20 protein-coding genes are annotated in these 18,029 nt (G+C 57.6%); 15 read left to right on the top strand and 5 right to left on the bottom strand.

Annotated elements, in window-relative coordinates:
• Positions 1-159 precede the first annotated feature (159 nt).
• The 11 genes from QCE79_RS34120 (at position 160) to QCE79_RS34070 (ending at position 8,654) form a co-directional block, all read left to right on the top strand.
• Complete coding sequence (locus QCE79_RS34120) at positions 160-834, top strand: hypothetical protein (RefSeq protein ID WP_309852082.1); 675 nt, start codon at positions 160-162, stop codon at positions 832-834.
• A gap of 176 nt (positions 835-1,010) precedes the next feature.
• Positions 1,011-2,687, top strand: a complete 1,677-nt coding sequence (locus tag QCE79_RS34115) for a PRTRC system ParB family protein (RefSeq protein ID WP_309852079.1) — start codon at positions 1,011-1,013, stop codon at positions 2,685-2,687.
• Between the two features lie 95 nt (positions 2,688-2,782).
• Positions 2,783-3,262, top strand: a complete 480-nt coding sequence (locus QCE79_RS34110) for a PRTRC system protein E (RefSeq protein ID WP_309852077.1) — start codon at positions 2,783-2,785, stop codon at positions 3,260-3,262.
• Positions 3,263-3,271: 9 nt separating this feature from the next.
• Positions 3,272-3,508, top strand: a complete 237-nt coding sequence (locus QCE79_RS34105) for a PRTRC system protein C (RefSeq protein ID WP_309852073.1) — start codon at positions 3,272-3,274, stop codon at positions 3,506-3,508.
• Complete coding sequence (locus tag QCE79_RS34100) at positions 3,501-3,716, top strand: hypothetical protein (RefSeq protein ID WP_309852070.1); 216 nt, start codon at positions 3,501-3,503, stop codon at positions 3,714-3,716. The genes QCE79_RS34105 and QCE79_RS34100 overlap by 8 nt, the downstream gene beginning before the upstream one ends.
• 41 nt (positions 3,717-3,757) lie before the next feature.
• Complete coding sequence (locus tag QCE79_RS34095) at positions 3,758-4,747, top strand: PRTRC system protein F (RefSeq protein WP_309852250.1); 990 nt, start codon at positions 3,758-3,760, stop codon at positions 4,745-4,747.
• A 15-nt stretch (positions 4,748-4,762) separates the two neighbouring features.
• Positions 4,763-5,482 (top strand): PRTRC system protein B, encoded by a 720-nt coding sequence (locus tag QCE79_RS34090; protein ID WP_309852067.1) that lies wholly within the window; start codon positions 4,763-4,765, stop codon positions 5,480-5,482.
• Between the two features lie 13 nt (positions 5,483-5,495).
• Positions 5,496-6,155, top strand: a complete 660-nt coding sequence (locus QCE79_RS34085; RefSeq protein WP_309852064.1) for a PRTRC system protein A — start codon at positions 5,496-5,498, stop codon at positions 6,153-6,155.
• Positions 6,152-6,994 carry a PRTRC system ThiF family protein gene (locus tag QCE79_RS34080; protein ID WP_309852062.1) on the top strand — a complete coding sequence of 281 codons (843 nt, stop codon included), beginning with the start codon at positions 6,152-6,154 and terminating at the stop codon, positions 6,992-6,994. The genes QCE79_RS34085 and QCE79_RS34080 overlap by 4 nt, the downstream gene beginning before the upstream one ends.
• Before the next feature lie 83 nt (positions 6,995-7,077).
• Positions 7,078-8,025, top strand: coding sequence for a hypothetical protein (locus QCE79_RS34075; protein ID WP_309852061.1), 948 nt, complete (start codon positions 7,078-7,080; stop codon positions 8,023-8,025).
• Between the two features lie 326 nt (positions 8,026-8,351).
• The gene (locus QCE79_RS34070; protein ID WP_309852059.1) at positions 8,352-8,654 is read left to right on the top strand and encodes a hypothetical protein; all 303 of its coding nucleotides are present in this window, start codon (positions 8,352-8,354) and stop codon (positions 8,652-8,654) included.
• Between the two features lie 203 nt (positions 8,655-8,857).
• Here QCE79_RS34070 and QCE79_RS34065 read toward each other — a convergent pair whose 3' ends face one another.
• From QCE79_RS34065 to QCE79_RS34050, 4 genes are all read right to left on the bottom strand, one after another.
• Positions 8,858-9,214 carry a response regulator gene (locus tag QCE79_RS34065; protein ID WP_309852056.1) on the bottom strand — a complete coding sequence of 119 codons (357 nt, stop codon included), beginning with the start codon at positions 9,212-9,214 and terminating at the stop codon, positions 8,858-8,860.
• Positions 9,215-9,357: 143 nt separating this feature from the next.
• Entirely contained in the window at positions 9,358-9,546 is a 189-nt protein-coding gene (locus QCE79_RS34060; RefSeq protein WP_309852053.1) for a hypothetical protein, read from the bottom strand.
• Positions 9,547-9,628: 82 nt separating this feature from the next.
• A complete protein-coding gene (locus QCE79_RS34055; protein WP_309852050.1) occupies positions 9,629-10,345 on the bottom strand; it encodes a hypothetical protein in 717 nt (238 codons plus the stop codon).
• Between the two features lie 631 nt (positions 10,346-10,976).
• Positions 10,977-11,729 carry an SDR family oxidoreductase gene (locus tag QCE79_RS34050; RefSeq protein ID WP_309852047.1) on the bottom strand — a complete coding sequence of 251 codons (753 nt, stop codon included), beginning with the start codon at positions 11,727-11,729 and terminating at the stop codon, positions 10,977-10,979.
• Between the two features lie 147 nt (positions 11,730-11,876).
• Here QCE79_RS34050 and QCE79_RS34045 point away from each other — a divergent pair, with 147 nt between their 5' ends.
• Positions 11,877-12,785: a LysR family transcriptional regulator gene (locus QCE79_RS34045; RefSeq protein WP_309852044.1), complete on the top strand. Its 909-nt coding sequence runs from the start codon at positions 11,877-11,879 to the stop codon at positions 12,783-12,785.
• An 861-nt stretch (positions 12,786-13,646) separates the two neighbouring features.
• Here the strand turns inward: QCE79_RS34045 and QCE79_RS34040 are convergent.
• A complete protein-coding gene (locus tag QCE79_RS34040; protein WP_309852042.1) occupies positions 13,647-14,570 on the bottom strand; it encodes a LysR family transcriptional regulator in 924 nt (307 codons plus the stop codon).
• Between the two features lie 289 nt (positions 14,571-14,859).
• Between QCE79_RS34040 and QCE79_RS34035 the strand changes: the two genes are divergently transcribed.
• From QCE79_RS34035 to QCE79_RS34025, 3 genes are all read left to right on the top strand, one after another.
• Entirely contained in the window at positions 14,860-15,363 is a 504-nt protein-coding gene (locus QCE79_RS34035) for an alpha/beta hydrolase (RefSeq protein ID WP_309852039.1), read from the top strand.
• Positions 15,360-15,743 (top strand): hypothetical protein, encoded by a 384-nt coding sequence (locus QCE79_RS34030; protein ID WP_309852036.1) that lies wholly within the window; start codon positions 15,360-15,362, stop codon positions 15,741-15,743. The genes QCE79_RS34035 and QCE79_RS34030 overlap by 4 nt, the downstream gene beginning before the upstream one ends.
• A gap of 143 nt (positions 15,744-15,886) precedes the next feature.
• Positions 15,887-16,651, top strand: coding sequence for an SDR family oxidoreductase (locus QCE79_RS34025; RefSeq protein WP_309852034.1), 765 nt, complete (start codon positions 15,887-15,889; stop codon positions 16,649-16,651).
• The last annotated feature ends 1,378 nt before the right edge of the window (positions 16,652-18,029 follow it).

Here is an 18,029-nt window from a genome sequence, read left to right as displayed (position 1 = left end):
GAACCCGGCCGCGCGCCGGGTTTTTTTTCGTCCGCATCCCGTAGGTTGAAGTTGCGGGCGATACGGCATCCTCGATCCGAGGCTGTGGCAGCATATGGCAACGGCCTTGCGTTGGCTGTCCCTTTCGAATTCTTTCGCGACCAGATCGCTCGAACGAAAATGCACAGAATCACCTTTGAAGTGCCCGAACACCTCGTTGCCGCATTTAGCGAGACGGCGAAAGACTTTTTCGAAAAAGCGCGCAGCGGTGCGACCAATGCACAGCGGGCTGCGGAGATACGAGCGAGCGATAGGGATGCGGGTCTTGACTCCCTCGCGTACCTGCTTCGCGTGGCCGAGGGGCCAAGCGACGACGCGGGCGTCATCGCACGTTTTCTCGTGGGCTTGTACAACGGCTACGATTTTCCGTTCGCGTTGACAACGTTGCGTCAGCTCGATGACGAGCTATTCGAGCACTGTCTGGCCGTTTTGAGGCTCGATAATTCAGCATCAGCCGAAGTGCACGACTACTTTCCGAACGGCGCGGTTCGTTGGCAGACGATGATCAAAAATTGGAACCTCGCGGAAAAGCCCGCGCAAGAGTCCCTGCCTCCCGAAGGTCATGTTCACCACTGTAGCTATGAGAATCTGACAGATGCGCCTGGCTATCGTGACGCAACCCTGTTCTTCAAGGTTGCCGAGGAGGGCGAGGCGCCTCAATCGTTCGGATTGGCGTTATCGGCAGAGGACTCTAAGAAAATCGCAAGAGACCTCGTCGGACTGCATCGGCGCGCGTGGCAGCGCGGAAAGCCCGTCGACGTGGCCGCGTCCGAGAGTCGGCCGGACTGGCTTTAAGAGCGTATGTTTTTGTGAGCTTTCATAGGTAAAACGGCTAAGTAAACCGCTATCTTTGCTTCATCACCCGCGTCTCTGACGCATCGACTCAGCGCCGACTTTCCGTCGGCCCACGTTGTTCAACCCTTCGGGAACCACTCCCGAAGGGGTGGGTTCCCTCTCAAGAGAACCCCACAATGCAACAACAACCTACTCTCGCGCTCAAGCACATCCAGGTCAGCGTCAATCCCCGCAAGTATTTCGATGCGGCGGAGATGGAAGAGCTGACTGCGTCCGTTCGTGAAAAAGGCGTCATTCAGCCGGTCATCGTGCGAACGCTTACCGACGGTGGTTACGCGCTCGTCGCTGGCGGCCGAAGATTTAAGGCTGCACTTGCGGCGCATGGCGAGGACTACGAGATCCCGGTGGTAGTCAGGGAGATCGACGAGGTCGAAGCCAAACAGCTCGCCATCATCGAGAACATCCAGCGGGCCGACATGTCGCCGGCGGAAGAAGCGGTCGCGGCAGCCGAGCAGGTCGGGCTGTGCAAAGGCGATCGCGACGAAGTCTCGCGCATCTTCGGTTGGTCGCGCGCGACGCTCGATAAGCGTCTTGCGCTGATGAACTGCAGTACGGCCGTGCTCGATGCACTTAGCACGCGCCAGATCCTGCTGGGCCACGCCGAGTTGCTTGCCGCGCTTCCGAAGGAAACGCAGGACAAGCTGCTGCCGGTGATCGTCAAGGAGGAGAAATCCGTGGCGGAGGTCAAGAAAACCATCGAACAGGTCGCCTGTTCATTGGCTGCCGCGATCTTCGACAAGGCCGACTGCGCCGGATGCCCGCATAACTCGTCCACACAGGGCGAGATGTTCGGCGAGTCCATTGGTACAGGCAACTGTACGAACCGCACTTGCTACAACGAGAAGACCGAAAAGACGCTCGACGCGACGGCGGCAAGCCTGCGCGACGAATATCCGGTCGTGCGTATCGTACGTGCGGGTGACAACCACACGCGCGCGCAACTCGCCGTCGACGGTCCAAAAGGCGTTGGCGAAGAGCAGGCCAGGGCGTGTCACGCGTGCCAGAACTACGGCGCGGCGGTGAGCGGCCTGCCTGACTCGATAGGCAAGGTCTACAAGGGCCAATGCTTCGACACGGTTTGCAACATGAAGAAGGTCGCAGCGCAACTGCAGGCGGTGAAAGCGGCGACGCAGCCGAAGCTCGAAACAGCGAAGGGGGGCGCGAAAGCGTCGCCTGCAGCAGCGAAGGGTACCGCCGGTTCGTCCGCTGCATCAACGACGAGCAATCCGCCGGCGACGGTGGTGGCCGAGTCGGACAAGATGAAAGCGTACCGCGTGGCGTTATGGCGTAAAGCCCTGCGCCGTGAAGTGGGTGCAGATCCCGCACTCGCCCAGCGATACCTCGTTGCGATTGCGCTGTCTGACCAGATGCGCTGCGTCGATCACAAGACGCTCTCGGGCATCTGGGAAAAGCTCACGCAAGAGCAGATCCCGGCGGGTGACGTGACTAAGGCCGCGGCCGCTACGGCTGCAGCCGATGACGCACAGATGGCGCACGCCGTGACTGGTGTCACTATCGCAGCGATCCAGGGTCTCGACGTCCAGCACCTCACGCGTCTTTGCAAACACCATCGTCTCGACATCACGAAGCACTGGAAGCTCTGCAAAGAGTTCCTGGAGTTGATTACGAAATCGGAAATGATGGTGGTCGCTGACGAACTCGGCATTCGTGCCGCGCTCGGCGACAACTTCAAAAAGGTCTTCGGCAAGTCCAAGTCCGAAGTCATTGACGCGCTTCTGGCGGTCGAAGGCTTCGATTACACGGGCAAGATTCCGAAGGTGCTCAAGTTTTAATTGCGCGGCTCGCCCGAGCATCGACCGTAGTTTCCATTCTTTTTAGACCGCCCATCCTTTGGATGGCGGTCTTTTTTCTTTCTCAGGAGTTTTCCATGTTTGCAACTATTGAACCGCTTCTGCGTCACTGCACGAAGCTCACGTTGTCCTTGCAGATGAAGGGCGACGAGATGGTTGTCTGTGTCATGCCGCAAGGCACGGCAAAAGACGCCGCCATGCTTCAGCCGCTCGCGCTCACCGCAATGGCAGCTGAACTCGACGCGGGCTTTGTAGACGCGCTCGCCGCCTATAGCAGCGCGCACGCATCGCTCGCCGAGCAGGTTGCTGCGACCACCGCCATCCTCGAGGCCGCCAAGACGACGCAAGTCTCCAAGGCGACCAAGACGCTGGCCAAGGGCAGCAGCAAGCCGGCATTGCCGGCGCCCGGCAGATCGAGCACCGATGCGGAGAACGATGATGACGACGCTAGCGACAGCGATGAAGGGCAGAGCACCGCCCCGAGCGCATCGTCCGCATCGGAGGCATCGGCGGCGCCGGCTGACACCGGGACTAACCTCGCATCGCTTTTCGACTAAGGAGCAGAAATGGCTATTCAAATTGCGAAGCTCACGCGCGAGTTCGTCTACAACGGCGTGACATTCCCCGATCCTGGGCCGACGTTTTCGCCCGACGATGTCCGCGATCTCTACTCCGCGCAGTACCCGGAGCTGACGACCGCGGCGATCGACGGACCGGCGACGGAGGGCGATGTGTTGCGCTTCACATTCGTGCGTGCGGTGGGTGCCAAGGGTGCAGGATTGCCCAACTGCGGCCATGCGTAAGCGCGATCTGTTTAAAGCGCTGTCCGGTACGGACGCAGCGCACAACCATCAGAAGCCGCCCGAAAGGGCGGTTTTTTTTCATGACAAGGAGATCGCAGCATGTTCTTCGATCCTCGCGCGACTGGTTCAACGGTCGCTGACTCAGGAGAGCACTGGCAACCGCCACGCTCTGCCGCTGCCGGACACCGATCTGCCGATGATTTTCTGACACTGCCGGCACTGTCTCAGAGGGTGCCGGGCAAGGCAGTGATGCAATGGGGCGCGTCGCCAGATCTCACGGCACTCGCCCAGGCGCACTTCGAGTCTGGTTGCTTGCGCGCGCGTGACGTTCCGACCTTCCAAAGTGCAGGCGACGCGCTCGCGCACGGCTTCTTCGGTTTCGCCAAGCGCCATCGGCAAAGGTGGAACCGGCTCGAGCTCGATTTCACGCTGTGCGATGTCGAGGCCGTTCGTGAGCAGATCCAGTATCACTACGACGCGCATGAGTTCACGCCCACGTCGTCGCTATACCTCGGTATCGAGAACGAAGGCGATCAGCTCTGGCAGTTGGATGGTCATTCGACCGCGTTGCGTCGGGTTCATCCCCGGCTGCTGCAGACGGTGCTCGTGTTGATCAATCGCGCCTCGAGCCGAACCGTGTGGATTCGCACACCGGACGAATTTCTCGGCATGTTTGCCCAGTTCTACTGGGACGGGGACCCGCATGCGGCTGACGAGGAAGTGGTCGAGGTGCTCAAGGATCGCTTCGGCGACGAAGAGGACGCCATCGAGCATTTCTTGCCCTCGACGGTGCGCGACGAGCTTTGCCCGGCCGACATCGACGTTGGAACCTGGTCTCCGATCAAGGGGCGCTGGATCGCAAACGCCGCGTTGGGGATAGCGGCGCTGCGCCGTATCCGCCGCTTCCAGCATGGTTGGATCCGCCGGCTTTGTCTTGAACTCGAAACGCTGACGCTGCTGCTGCAGCGCGCCGGACGCCGTTCGCTTTTCGACTATGCCGTCCGGCCGGAAGCTATTTATCCGGCGTGTTCCCTGATCGCACAGGACAACGAGCACATCGGGGACCTGCTCGACAGCCACTACGAGTACTTCAACTCGGGCGGTGATGGTTCGGTCTATCTGGGCTTTGTGCCTTTCGCGCAGTTGCCCGATGACATCCGCCGGCAATACGCGGACTGGGCGCTTGGGCTTTCCATTCTCAATTGCGTCGATCGCGTACTTACGCTGGTCACACGCTAACCTTCAAGGTCACCCATGAAATTGAATCTTGGCCCCGGATCGGGTGCGCACGTCGTGGCAAGTTGCGCGATCGTGTTGTACGCGCAGGAAGGCGGTCAGACGGTGTATGGAACCGTCCATCCGATTCAGCGCGACGACGATCGCCCTTCGATTGGTGCCGGACGGCCGATCGATCGCGCGGCGTTGCTGAGTTGTTTGAATGAACTGGCGGCCAACACAGCGCCACGTGCGGAGTTCTTGCCGGAAACGGTGCTGGCCGTAAGCCAGAGCTCGATTACGTGGTGGTGCAGACCAGGCTTGCGAAGGGTCTTTTTTGACTGTCGCGAGCTGGGCAAGCGCACCGCGATCGTGCCGCATCCGAGCCTGGTGTTCCATGCAGCGCCGACCGGATTTAGCGTGTTCGCGCTGCGAGAGGACAGCCGCCCGAACCCGGATTCGACGCTGCACGAACCGCCTTACTTTAACACCTGGGACTGGGGAAAGATTTGTATCGGAACCGCCCACGTGCCCAAGCGCATCGACATCGCGTCGATCGCCGGGTGGGAGAGCGGCTTCTTCGAATCTGCTTTCACGCACCCTAATCATGGTGGCAAACGCATCAATCATCCGAAGGGCGAGTTTGCCTTTTGGCAGGCGATGCTCGACGGGCAGTATGCCGATGCCTTTCCGAAAGATCTTCTCATTCCCATGAATAAAACCGTCGGTGATCTCATCGGCGGGAAACTTGGAGCTTGATATGCATTCTGCAATGAATGCCGCTGACGCGGCTTTGCAGCGTTCGTTTCCCGCCGTCATGGTTCCCCGGCGTGAGCCGGTGGCACCCATGCAGACGTTCGGGGAGCGATTGCTGATCGCGGCCAACGGCGTTTTTCTCGAAGTCAATCAGCCGTGGCTCACGTTGGTGCGACGCATCGCGTCGTACGCTGTTCCCACTGCGATCCCGTATGGCGAGGTTGCGCAGTCCACGGAACTGGTGTGCGAGCACTTCCCGGCAACGCTCGTGGGTGAGTTCGCACGCATGGCGCGCGAGGCTTCACCCAACGAGACGGGGGCATGGATTGTCTGGAATCGCGAAACGAGTCAGTTCCGGTTGGCACCGGTGACGATTCTGTCGCATTCAACGGCCGCGCTACGTTACGAGCCGCCTGTGCTCGGAGCTAACGAGGTGCGAGTGGTGGACTGTCACTCGCATGGTCTGCATCCGGCGTTCTTCTCGTCGACGGACGATGCTGACGACCTGCACGAGATCAAGTTCTCGCTCGTAATCGGTAACTGCCTGTCTACGACGCCCAGTATGGCGTTGCGTCTGTGTGCGAAGGGCATATTCGAAACCGTCGAACGCGTACCAGCAGCATGGTATGCGGCAGTGAAGATGGTGCTTGCTACGGACGCAACGGAGGCGGTATGAACGGTAATCTGCATCACTTGTTGCCGTCTCGGATGGTCGAGCGAGCCTGGCATGTAATCGTAGTGGGCGCTGGGGGCACTGGTAGCGCGGTGCTACCGAGCCTTGCCCGGCTGCATCACGCTATGTTGGAGTTGGGGCACGCGAGCGGGATTGAGTGCACGGTGTTCGACGACGATCGCGTGAGCCCAACCAATGTTGGTCGGCAGGGTTTCTATCCAAACGACGTCGGCGAGTACAAAGCGTCACTGATCGTCAACCGCTTGAACATGCTCATGGGCACGAACTGGCGGGCCGAGACAAAGCGCTTTACCAAAAGCGTGGCCTGCCACAAAGTCGATTTGGTCATCGGATGCGTGGATACGCGCGCGGCTCGCCGTGCGATTGTCGATGCGACAAAGAACTGCGATGTGTACTACCTCGACTGTGGCAACGACACAGACCGAGGGCAGGTCGTCATCGGGCAGGCGGAGCCGGCGGGTTACCAGAAGGTGAAGCGTGCAAATCCGGAGCGGCTGCCGCATGTGGGGCAGTTGTTTCCGGAACTCATCGATGCTTCGCTGGATGCGAAAGATGACACGCCCTCATGCTCGATGGCCGAGGCGCTGCGCAAGCAGTCGCTGGTGATCAATCAGGCGATTGCCGTGCAGGCGTTCAATCTGCTTTGGACGATGTTCAGGACGGGCGCGATACCGTTTTCTGGTGTCTTCGTGAATTTGAAAACGGGCCGTACCAATCCGATTCCGCTGGACCCTGTTGCGTGGGCGCGCTTCGGATATGCAGTCCCAACCCCTCCTGCCAAGAAAGCGAGCAAGAGCCGAAAGGCGAAGATCGCTGCTTAATGACCGCCGACCACCGCAAGGGGTCGGCTTATTCTTCTTAACCCCAGCGGGTACGCAGCCCGTTGGGGCTGCTCCGCGTTTCATTGGAGCAAAGCATGAGTTCTACCATTTTGACGGGCAAGCGCGCGGCGGCGTTTGCGAAAGCCGACGGCCAGTGGATTTACGCGCTGTTCGAACGTGGCTACGAGTCGAACGTCTATCCGCACCAGGATAACTGGTCCGCGGTTGCGTTCGGATCGTACGCAGATGTTATGCGACGGATCTTCGGGCGTGCGACGAGCTGCGAGGGCGGCTCGCTGAGAAGCAAGGCCGGCTCGATCAAGCCTGAGAACTACATAGCCAGTTGGCAGCGGGAGCTTGCCAGGCCATTCATGCTCGCGGATCGACCGATCGAGCTTTCGCTGTCGCAGTCGTTCTACGCGACGGTGCCGGAAACGCAGTTCGCTGATGTGCGCGCGTCGCTCGTCCGGGCTGGTTTCGAAGCCCGAGCGGAAGAATTGGCCGCAGGCAATTTAAACGTCTTCCTGCACGCGGACATCGAGCTTTTGCTTTCAATCTTCGGCAATGATGGGCCGCTTAGCGTGTGGCGGATCTTGAAGGAATACGACAGCGGGACCGTGCAGATCGACGTTCCTGTTCCGCGCGCATTGAAAGCAGCGATGGATCGTATGCCGGAGGTGCGGTGTCATGCGATCGACGATGAAAATCGGCTAGTTGCCATCGGTTCAGCGCCGTGGCGTCATGCAGGCTGGCAGTACAACGCGGTCGGTTCATTCGTTACTGAGGTTGCTTATCCGATCGAGATGGAAACGCCGGGTTTCGCGAAAAAGGCGATTCCGGCTTTCCGCGATGCTATGCGTGGGGCCACTTCACTTCCGGCCGCGACTCGGATCACCGTAACGCGTGCGCCCGAGGGAGAAGACGAGTGGCGCATTCGGCGGGCGGACGAGCTCGCTCAAAGGCTTGGCATCGTGAGTGACGGCGAAGGCGCGCCGACCACGTACAGTTTCGCCTTCGGTGACTTGTGCTAACGAGAAGACGCGGACCGGTTGCTGTACGGACTAGGCGGCTTCAGTGACGCCCAGTTGCATTGGGAGATCTCGAAGCCATTGGAGGGAGCAAAACCAGACCCTGCATATTTCTGCGTGGAGTCACAGCTTACGCTGTCTCTCGCCTAACCTATCGCTCAGCGCCACACTCCGGTAATTCCGGGGAGTGGCGCTTTTTTTTCGCATCTTTGCGATTAAGTTTGTCGTCGGCCGACCGATAGCATCGGATTGGTTCAATCGATGGGCACTGCGCCTTATTTCACTGGCAGAGACGAGCGCCGATCTACTAGATTTACCTGGAGACATCCATGTTGGATATCGAGATTTTTGTTTGCGTTCTTGCGATTGTTGGCACGTTGACGTGCGCGGGCCTTGGCCTGGCAGGCTTTGGCCGCATCTCTCTCGTACCGCTTCTTCTTGGGTTCGGGCCTTACTGTGCTCTCTTGGTAGCTGATCGGATTGATCGCTGGCGAAATCCGAAGTGCGCGCATGAATGGCAACCACTTGAAGTCGATCCGATGCGTCGCACGATGTGCACGCATAAATGCGTCAAGTGTCGTACAGAGCGCTTCGAGGTGAAGCGCAAACCTGCCCTTAATGAGGCGAAGTGACGATTTGATAGGAAGGCTGGGGCTTGCTTTTCGCGGCGTCGCTTCGAGCTTTGAATAAAAATCACGTTCAGGATATTCCAGTGCGTGGCGTTGTTCTTTAATCCTTCTCAGGTAAGAGTGCGCCCGACAGCACCATAAGCTTTTGGCAAATCTTTCGACCAGCGCCACGCTCCCGAACTTCCGGGGCGTGGCGTTTTTTCTGCCTACGATGTGAGCGACAGGGGCGTCATATGGCGAAGGAGCGTCAGGAGGGTGGTGGGCGGATTGCTTTTGTTGCAATACGCGTCGATGCCAGACGCTATGCCTTCCGTCACGACGTCGTCTTCTGCAAGCGATGTGTGAGCAATGATCGGAACCAGGCGCATGTGCGCGATTTGCCGCAGCGTTCGCGTCAGGTCAAAGCCGTTCCGGATCGGCATCTCGATGTCAAGAACCACAATGTGAGGGATCCAAAGGCCAATGAGCTTGAGGGTCGAAGTGGAGTCAGCGACCCGCACCCTGAATCCCTCGGTTTCCAGCACGACTTGCATGGCGCTTGAGACGTTATCGTCGTCGTCCACGATCAGCACGCAGACGGGTGGAGTGACCGGCGCAAATGCGCGAGTGGTCCATAGCGGCGGTGTAGATGAGGCGGCGGGCACGGGCGTGAACCTCTGATATTTTCCCGAGATAGTGCAACGCGCGTTCCCAACCGTCTCTTGCGTCAGCGGCCGTCCCGTAGCTCGTCCAGAGCGAGTTCCGCCTCTCGGCGTGCCTGCTCATAGGTAGCTGAAGCCCGAAGCGACTGGCGCAGCAGTTTCATCCTGTGTTCAGCGACATCCGGGGCGGTAATCGACCAGACCCAGCCGCCGTCCTCGTGCTTCACGGCAATGACTTCAGAAGGTTCATCCATGCGCCGCGTCCTCTCGCTATTGTTCCGTGCGGGGAGTGTACTGGAGCCCAACGGGGTCCGGTCGTGCATGCTGCAGTGCGTTCTAAAAAGCGAAGGAAGCTTGTTGCGGCTGCAGGACGATTTCCGGTGCGCTGTTGCTTCTTTCCAGCAACTCATCGTACCGCTCGAGCACCGACGTGGCGTCCGCACACTGTATCTCGATGCCGACGAGCGCCGATACGCGGGAGCGCACGCTGGCGAGCAGTTTTGCTTCGTCAAGGGTCGGACGGACGGTCGGCCAGCCTGAAGTGAACAGCAGATGCGGGGGAATCTCCGCCTCGATGGCTTGCCGCTGAACGGCGGCGCCTTTGGCGCGCGCGATCGCGGCCATCAGAGAAGCGGGGAGCAACTCCGGTGCAACGTCAGCTAGCCACCGCTGCCCTTGGAACGCGAATGTCGACGTGGCCTCCAGTTCGACCATCGCGCGGTAGACGTCGTGATTGTCCGCGCAGCTTGCTGCGGCGCGCAGGTCGTTCAAGGAACTCATGATGCAGTAAGCGCACGACACGCGCGACGCGCCGTAGACCGTGTAGGCCTCGTGCAGCGCGAGACCGGCCGCGGCAATCTCAGTGAACACCTCGTCGACAGTCCATTCGATGATGGCGTTCCATGTGATGCCTGTGCGGCCCTTGGTCGAGAGCGCAGCGTGCGGGGTAGATACCGGCAGCTTGCTGCGGGCGCTGCTTTCTTGACGGCGCACGCCCACGACGTTGACGATGTTCTGCGTCGGAAACCGCTTTTTAAGCGCGCTCGAAAGCAAATTTGACTTGAATTCTGAGGTGTTACGGCGACCTTGGAGCTAACCGTAAATAACTTACGGTATTCGCTTTCCTGATCGGTACGCAGCGTATTGGTACAGGGCGACGACGGCGGTTGATGCTCAGGGGAGTAGAGAGTGTTCATTCTTGCGTTAGATGCCGACGAATCATGCTGCATCGCGCAACATAATCAGGTAGCAATGCGTCGCTCGGCGGACGCGTATCGGACCCGCTCCCTACACATAGGCTTTTCCACACCGTTCAGTCAGCCAAATCCAATTTACGCGAGCTGGGGTGACACTAAGGTACCGTAAGCGACCTCGCCCAATCGGCCACAAGCCGTCATACACCGCGAAGTTGCAAACGACTGTTGCAGATGAGCAAGTGGACACCGACGGACTGAGGCTGCCGTTCTCACACCTTCCCTGAGGCGCTCCGAGCGTTCCCGCGCCTTCGATCGCTTACGCCGCACTGTCGCGGATATCGACGACTCTCTCAGGCTGTTGTCGGGCTACCAGACGACTGCCGGCATGCATCTCCACTTTCCATCACGCGCACAGTTGGAGCCCAAGCTGCGCGCGTTCATCGATGTGAGCCGTCAGCGGCAACTGTCCTGATGCCGATCCGGCGCCGTCAGCGGTTCAGCGTGCGGCCGCCGTCGACGATGATTTCAGAGCCGGCAGTCCACTTCGACTCATCCGACGCAAGATACATCACGGCTTTCGCGACCTCTTCCGGCGTCCCGAAGCGGCCATACGGAATGGTCGCGACAATGTCCTTGTTGACCTGCTCGCGATATGCGTCGGGAATACCGAGCTTGTCGTAAAGCGGCGTGTCGATCGGCCCCGGGCTGACCGCGTTGACGCGGATGCCACGCTCGAGTAACTCGCCCGACAGCGTCTTCGACAGGTTCAGGAACGCCGCCTTGGTCGCTGCGTAGACCGACGAGTGCGCTGCGCCCACGTGCGCGTTGATCGACGTGTTGAGCACAATCGACGCCGGATTCGCGAATACGGGCAGCAATGCCTGGATCAAAAAGTACGGTCCTTTGACGTTGATGTCGAACGAACGGTCGAACATCTGTTCCGTCCATTGCTCGATCGGCATCCAGACGGACACGCCCGCGTTGAGGAACGCGGCGTCGACCTCTCCGTAATGATCGGCGACGGACTGCGCGAGGTGTCGCTGTTCGTCTACGCTCGCCGAATCCGCGCGCAACACGAGTACCTCTTTGCCGAGTTCGACCTGTGCGTGGGCGACGCGCTCGGGATCGTTGCCGGTCACCACTACGCGCGCGCCTTCGGCGAGAAATTGTCTGGCTGTCTCAAGACCGATACCGCTGGTGCCGCCGGTGATGAGCGTGCGCTTTCCTTGCAAACGTGACATGGAGATTCTCCTTTAAGGGTGGCAGTGCAAACGGACGGGGAACGCTGCCCGCCTGCTACGTCTCGAAGAATGAACTCATGCCGACATGACGATAAGACAGTGAATTCGTATATATTTCATGCTCGGTAAGCATGAGTGGAAATTGAAATGGATCGGTTCCTGCTGATGAACTGCTTTGCTCGCGCGGTCGAAACCGGGAGCTTTTCGGCTGCTGGACGTGACCTGGGGCTCGGCCAGCCGAATGTGAGCCGGTACGTTGCCGCGCTGGAAGAACATCTGCAGGCCCAGTTGCTGCATCGGTCCACGCGCAGGCTATCGCTCACGCCGGAGGGCGAGCGCTATTACGCAGAAGTCAGGCGCATCCTCGATGCGGTCGAAGAAGCCGATTCTTCGTTTCGCGATCAGGTCGCACCGTCGGGTCTGCTGCGGGTCGCCTGCCCGAGCGCGTTGGCGCACACCTTTGTCATGCCGGCGATTCCTGATTTTCTCGCGCGTTATCCTGAGTTGGAACTCGATCTGCAAATCGGCGATGGGTATGTCAATCTGGTTGACGAGGGTGCCGAACTCGCGATCCGCATTGGACATCTCGAAGATAGCGCCTTGCGTGCGCGGCGCATTGGCCTGTTCGAGCGTGTCTGTGTCGCAAGCCGTGGCTATCTCGCCAGACGCGGCACGCCGCAAGTGCCCGACGATCTGGGCGAGCATGATTGCATCGTCTATACGTTGCTCGCTTCTGGGAACACGTGGCATTTTCGCGGTAGCCAGGTGTCGGTATCCGGGCGGCTTCGCGTCAATTCTCCACAAGCCGTCCAAGAGGCCGTGGACTCAGGCATCGGCATCGCCCATGGACCACGATGGCTATTCGACGCCGGACTGAAAAGTGGCAACCTTGTGATGGTATTGAGCGACTATGCCCCGGCGCCGGTGCCGATCCAGATTCTTTATGTGGCGAACCGCCTGCTCCCGAAGCGGGCCATCGCATTCATGGACTTCATTGCCCATGCGTTTTCCGGCTTCCCCGCGCTTAACGTGCGTCAAGCGGAGCGTTTGCAATAGCCAGGACTCTTTTGTGGTCAGCATCTCGATGTCCCCTGTGCTCAGGGAAGCGGCCCTTGGAAATACGTGTGCGAGCGGCGGCTCAGGGTCGATGGCGGCCAGACCGTGCTATTTCTGACGTTGGAAGCGCCGAACGGAAAGTTCAAAGTTAAGAGAACCAAAACCCGGATAGTCCAGACTTGAACGAACCGGCAGTTCAAACTTAGTTGAGAATGAACTCACGACTCCATGAATACTCTCGAACAAAACCGCCCATTGTCAGCATCCGAGATGTCCCTTGCTCGTTGGATGCATGAGCACGGCGACCCGAAGGCGCGAGAGTTTTCGAACAACTCGAAGAGGCAGAGGTAACGCCATGGCGCTGTCCTTGCGGCTGTGGGTCCATCAATTTCCAGATCAAGGGCCGTCACCCTGCGCCCCCAGGCGTACACATCCTCGGCGAATTTATTTTCGGTCCAGACAATGAACCAGCCGGGATATTTATATTCGAGAACGGCGGTTTGTTGAGTGGCATCGAGGTCTACGGGCTCGCGGGCAATCCTCCTGCAGAACTGCCCCGAGAAGACGCGCTTCGGCCCTTGTTTTCCGGCATCGTAGATCCTAGTGCGTAGGAAGGCCATACAGTGGCACGAGCAGTTCGGATGGCTTCGGAAGCCGTCGCCGGAGTTGGCGGGGACCAACGAATTTGACTGACCTCACTCGCGCTCGACACGCGCCCGATATCTCGGCACTTGGGCGTGAGACGACGCGATCGGGACGATGACGAAAGATGCGATTGATCACAACAGCATTCCGACTCATGTGGCTCGGGTTGAAAGCACGGCGCTCGCCGGTGCGAGAGTTCATGTGAGCTCAACATAGTTAGCTGACGTGACGTTGAAAGAAGTCTATGACGGAGTCGACAACCACTCTGGTCTTTGCGGCAAGACGCTGCTGCTCAGGGTAGGCCGCATAAATGGATTCTTCTGCTCCGGACCATTCTGGCAGGACGCGAATCAAAGTGCCACGTGTAAGTTCGTCTGCAACATAGTATGTTGGCAGGAGCGCGATTCCGCTTCCCGATAACAAAAGTTGCTTAATGATTTCCAGGTGGTTAATCGTTGTGTTCCCTGGCAGATCAACCAACGAATGGTTAAGCTTTGATTGTAGCTTCCAGATTCGCGGACGGCGCCCATAGAATTCGATCAACGAGTGGCGCTTTAAATCCATCGGTCCTTGCGGTACAGGCACGTTTTTGAAATATGTGCTACTTGCCACCAGAATCCAACGTATAGTGCCAATGCGTCGAGCTACCAGGCGGTTGTCGATGATAGAGGTGGCGCGAATTGCCATATCGAATCCTTCATTGACTAAGTCGACAATGCGTTGCGACAAATCGATTTCCAGGCTGATTTCCGGGTATTTATACTGTAATTCTGTAATTAGAAGGGAAAACAGATTTGGCGGCAGAATATCGCTTGCGGTTGTTAGTCTCACTGTTCCTCTAGGAATATTGTGGTTGACGCTCGTAGCACTCTCGGCACCTCGCAGAATTTCGATCCCCTCGGCTGCTCTGTTGAAAAATGTTTGACCGGCTGCAGTTAGGTTGATCTTACGCGTCGTGCGATGGAGCAGCGTCACGCCCAATCGGCGTTCAAGACGATTTACCTGCGCGCTCACGGTCGAGTTGGGCATGCCTAACTGCTTCGCAGCAACGCTGAAGCTGCCGGCCTGTACGACCCTTACGAAAACGCCGATGGGTGTGAGGTCCAAAGGACCGTCACCCTTTTGTGGTGTCCTACTCATATATCCTCCCGCCTATCGCTAAGAATGGCCAGACTAGGGCTCGCATTTGATCAATGATTATCCATTCCATTGGACGATAGTTCCAGCAGATTGACGTCTGCCTCGACACACTATTCAATACGCTGCAAATGGACAACGAGCCGATGCATGCGCTGCGTGCGCTAATCGGCGCACTTGAGAGTCCGTCGAAGCAAGGTCGGCTAGCTGTCTACCGGAGCGGCAACTAAACGTACGGTTGGCATGTGACCTACGCAGGCTCTCCAAAGGGTTTTCATTTAAAGGGTAATCAATGAAGAAGGCCGCGATTTTTACGCATGGAAAAAAGGAAGTAGCCCCGGGAGTCCAGCTTCACTTCGTCGAAGCGGGTGAAGGCTCCCGTACCGTTGTCTTGATTCATGGATTCCCGGAAACATGGTGGCAATGGCGTCACGTGATGCCTATATTCGCAAATGCCGGGTTTCGAGTGATCGCTGTCGATTATCGCGGTGCGGGCAATTCCTCCAAACCGTCAGGAGGCTACGACAAACGCACAATGGCGCGCGATATCCGGAGTCTTGTCGACCATCTTGGAATTGATAACAAGATCCATATGGTAGGGCATGATCTTGGCATGAAAGTAGCATTTTCATACGCTGCTCTCTTCCCGGAACAAATCGAGAAACTGGTTCTAGTGGATGCAATCATTCCGGGAGCCAAGCATTTCGACGACCTTATGACGACAGGGAAGCTGTCGAATTTTGATCTAGCGCACTTCTTCTTTCATAATGCAAAAAACACATTGCGGAGACTTTGACATACGGTCGAGAGCGCGCTTATATCCAAGATTTTTTCAACCGACATGCTTTCAATTTCGACGCGTTCCCGCCGGAGGTGGTCGACGTATATGCCACAGCTTATTCCGCACCTGGAGGGATGCGTGCCGCCTTTGAGGTATATCGTGCGTTCGACCAAGATTCAAAAGATGACAAGGAGACGTTCGCCAAATCCGGAAAACTGCGCAACCCGATGCTTTTTATTGCAGGTCAAGAGAGCGGCTTTCTAAGTACTGTCGCAGAGAACATCGCAACTGAGATTGCGGAAAATGGGATCGTTTATAACCGTTGCCAACAGTGGACATTACGTCCCGGAAGAGAATCCAGAAGGTTTTGCGGAGGCGGTGTTAGCCTTTTTTAATCAAAATGGGACGCCTCACGCGTGAGCGGTCGCAACTTTGCTCTCCAGTGATTAACGCCTCCCTATTGGAACGATAAGCTAGAAATTAGCTAATTCATTCTGAGTAAGCGGACTACAAGTCGACTACGAAAAGGAGTTGGGCAATGCCGAGCGAAAGATCACCTCGCTTCACGAACAAGATTGTGCTGATAACCGGCGGCAGCAGCGGCATCGGTTTTGCGGCAGCGAAAAAGTTCATTCAGGAGGGCGCATCGGTCGCCATTGTTGGGCGCGACCAAGACACCTTAGACAAAGCCATTCAAGAACTTGGGCAATCTGCATTTGCTATACGCGCAGACCTTAGTCGCCACCAAGAGATTGAGGATGTTTTCACTCGCTTTCGAGCGCGGTACGATCGCTTGGACATCCTCTTCGCAAATGCTGGAGCGCCAAAGCTTGCTTCAGTTGCTGAGACCTCGGAAGAGCTGTTTGACCAGATCTTCGCTGGCAATTTTAGGGCCTCGTTTTTCACCGTAAAGCACGCTCTTCCACTGCTGAGCCATGGCGCGGCAATCGTTTTTACGACTTCGTTTTTCGACCAGAAGGGCATCGCTGGGTCATCCGTCATTTCAGCGAATAAGGCTGCAACGCGGTCTCTCACTCGCACTCTTGCTGCTGAGTTAGTCGAGCGAGGCATCCGTGTGAATGCCGTGGCTCCAGGCTCCATTGACACCCCGGCCATGAGCAAGATGGGCATGACTCCACAGCAGCAACAGGATTCGGTCCGCCACAATGTTGCCCAAATACCCATGGGCCGTGTTGGTCATGCCGAAGAAGTGGCGAACGCGGTGACTTTCCTTGCCTCCGGCGAAGCTTCCTACATTACAGGTCTCGAAATCAACGTTGATGGTGGTCGCCTGCAGCTATAGAAGACTCAGCGTTACGTTGCAGGAGCCAGCACCTCGCACGCGGGCGTAGAACTCTGATGGGCCGACCGAGAGCCTCCAGGAGGCGTAGCTTCGAGCAAGCGCCAGTTGTGAGGTGCCCGCACGCCGACAATCGTTTTCGGAAGTTTTCCCCGTAAGAATAACTGCGTCTCTGGCCCCGATCCCTAGACTCTTCATGATCGCAGTTTGAACTACCGAATCCACAATGGACTATGTGACCATGAACATGCCATACCAAAAAACAACGTCTTTGTGCTGAAACGGCTGAACGTTTTGATTTGAAGGTGCGGTTTGAGTCGATGTCGTCATTGAAGTCGCATGCGGTTTATTTAGTGTGCGGCGGAGAACGTATCATGCAGAATGAGGGCAACTCTACACGAACGTCCGTTACGAAATAATTCGCAGCTAGACGCTTGCATTTTCTGGATGTCGCTTCCTGGCCGGTTGCCGAAGTTCGTTCTATGCATAGAACTGGTGGAAAGCTTCAATCGACGCCGCTACGGAAAGCGGTTGTAGCGGGAAACATTGTGCAAGCCCGTTCATGCTGGTCTGATCGGTAAGCCGCCGAGTGAATAGCGCCACAGCGTCTTTCCTAACGTGCCCATGGCGGTTCAGAAATTGCCCCCATAGGGGCATATTGCGCAACCTGTTTTCTGCCACCGTCGCCGTCGCGACGTAGCACTCAGGAAATAACCGTCTATAGGCTGGCAAGTTGTATAGCCACGAGACGCCGGTTACTTGCCTGACCTCCCTGTGCTGTGAGCGGACGTGGTTTATAAGCGAAGTCAGCTCAGATAACCGGGAGGCCAATCGCTCCTCGCTCAATGGAGCATAACGCTCCTCATCGGCGTTATGGAAATGAAGCCGAATTCGGTCCGAATCCTCAATAGCGTACGAGAAACATCCGAACGTTGCGACAACCGTTATGGGCTGAACCCGATGGGGCAGACGACGGTAAAAGCGATACGTCCAATCGCTTAGATCGGTCTCGCGCCCCAACCCTGCCACGTAAGCTGTCCACACCGGACTATTGCTGTCGAATTTTCGATCACCAACGAACCGCACGTACAGATTCGTGAAGTCAAGAAGGGCCACTTGCAACGGGATGGGTCCTAGCTCCGAGACTCTTTCGGCGAACTTGAGTTGAAGGTCAAAGAATTCCTTGGCGTAACTCATTCCGATTCCACTCGGTGAGACGTTTTCCTGTTGCGAGTGCAACAATTGTCGCCAATCCTCGGTCGGCTGCCGAATGTCCGGAAGTGGCCCAGACCGTGTCAAAACGTCATTTTGAAGCGTTATGATTTTCGTATCCGATAGCGGAGGCGAGCGAGATGAAGCGATTCGTTCAAGGCGATAGCCG

The sequence above is a fragment of the Caballeronia sp. LZ003 genome, assembly GCF_031451465.1.
Lineage (GTDB): Bacteria > Pseudomonadota > Gammaproteobacteria > Burkholderiales > Burkholderiaceae > Caballeronia.
The sequence above is the reverse complement of the archived record's forward strand: the minus strand, read 5'-3'. Positions and strand labels throughout refer to the sequence as shown.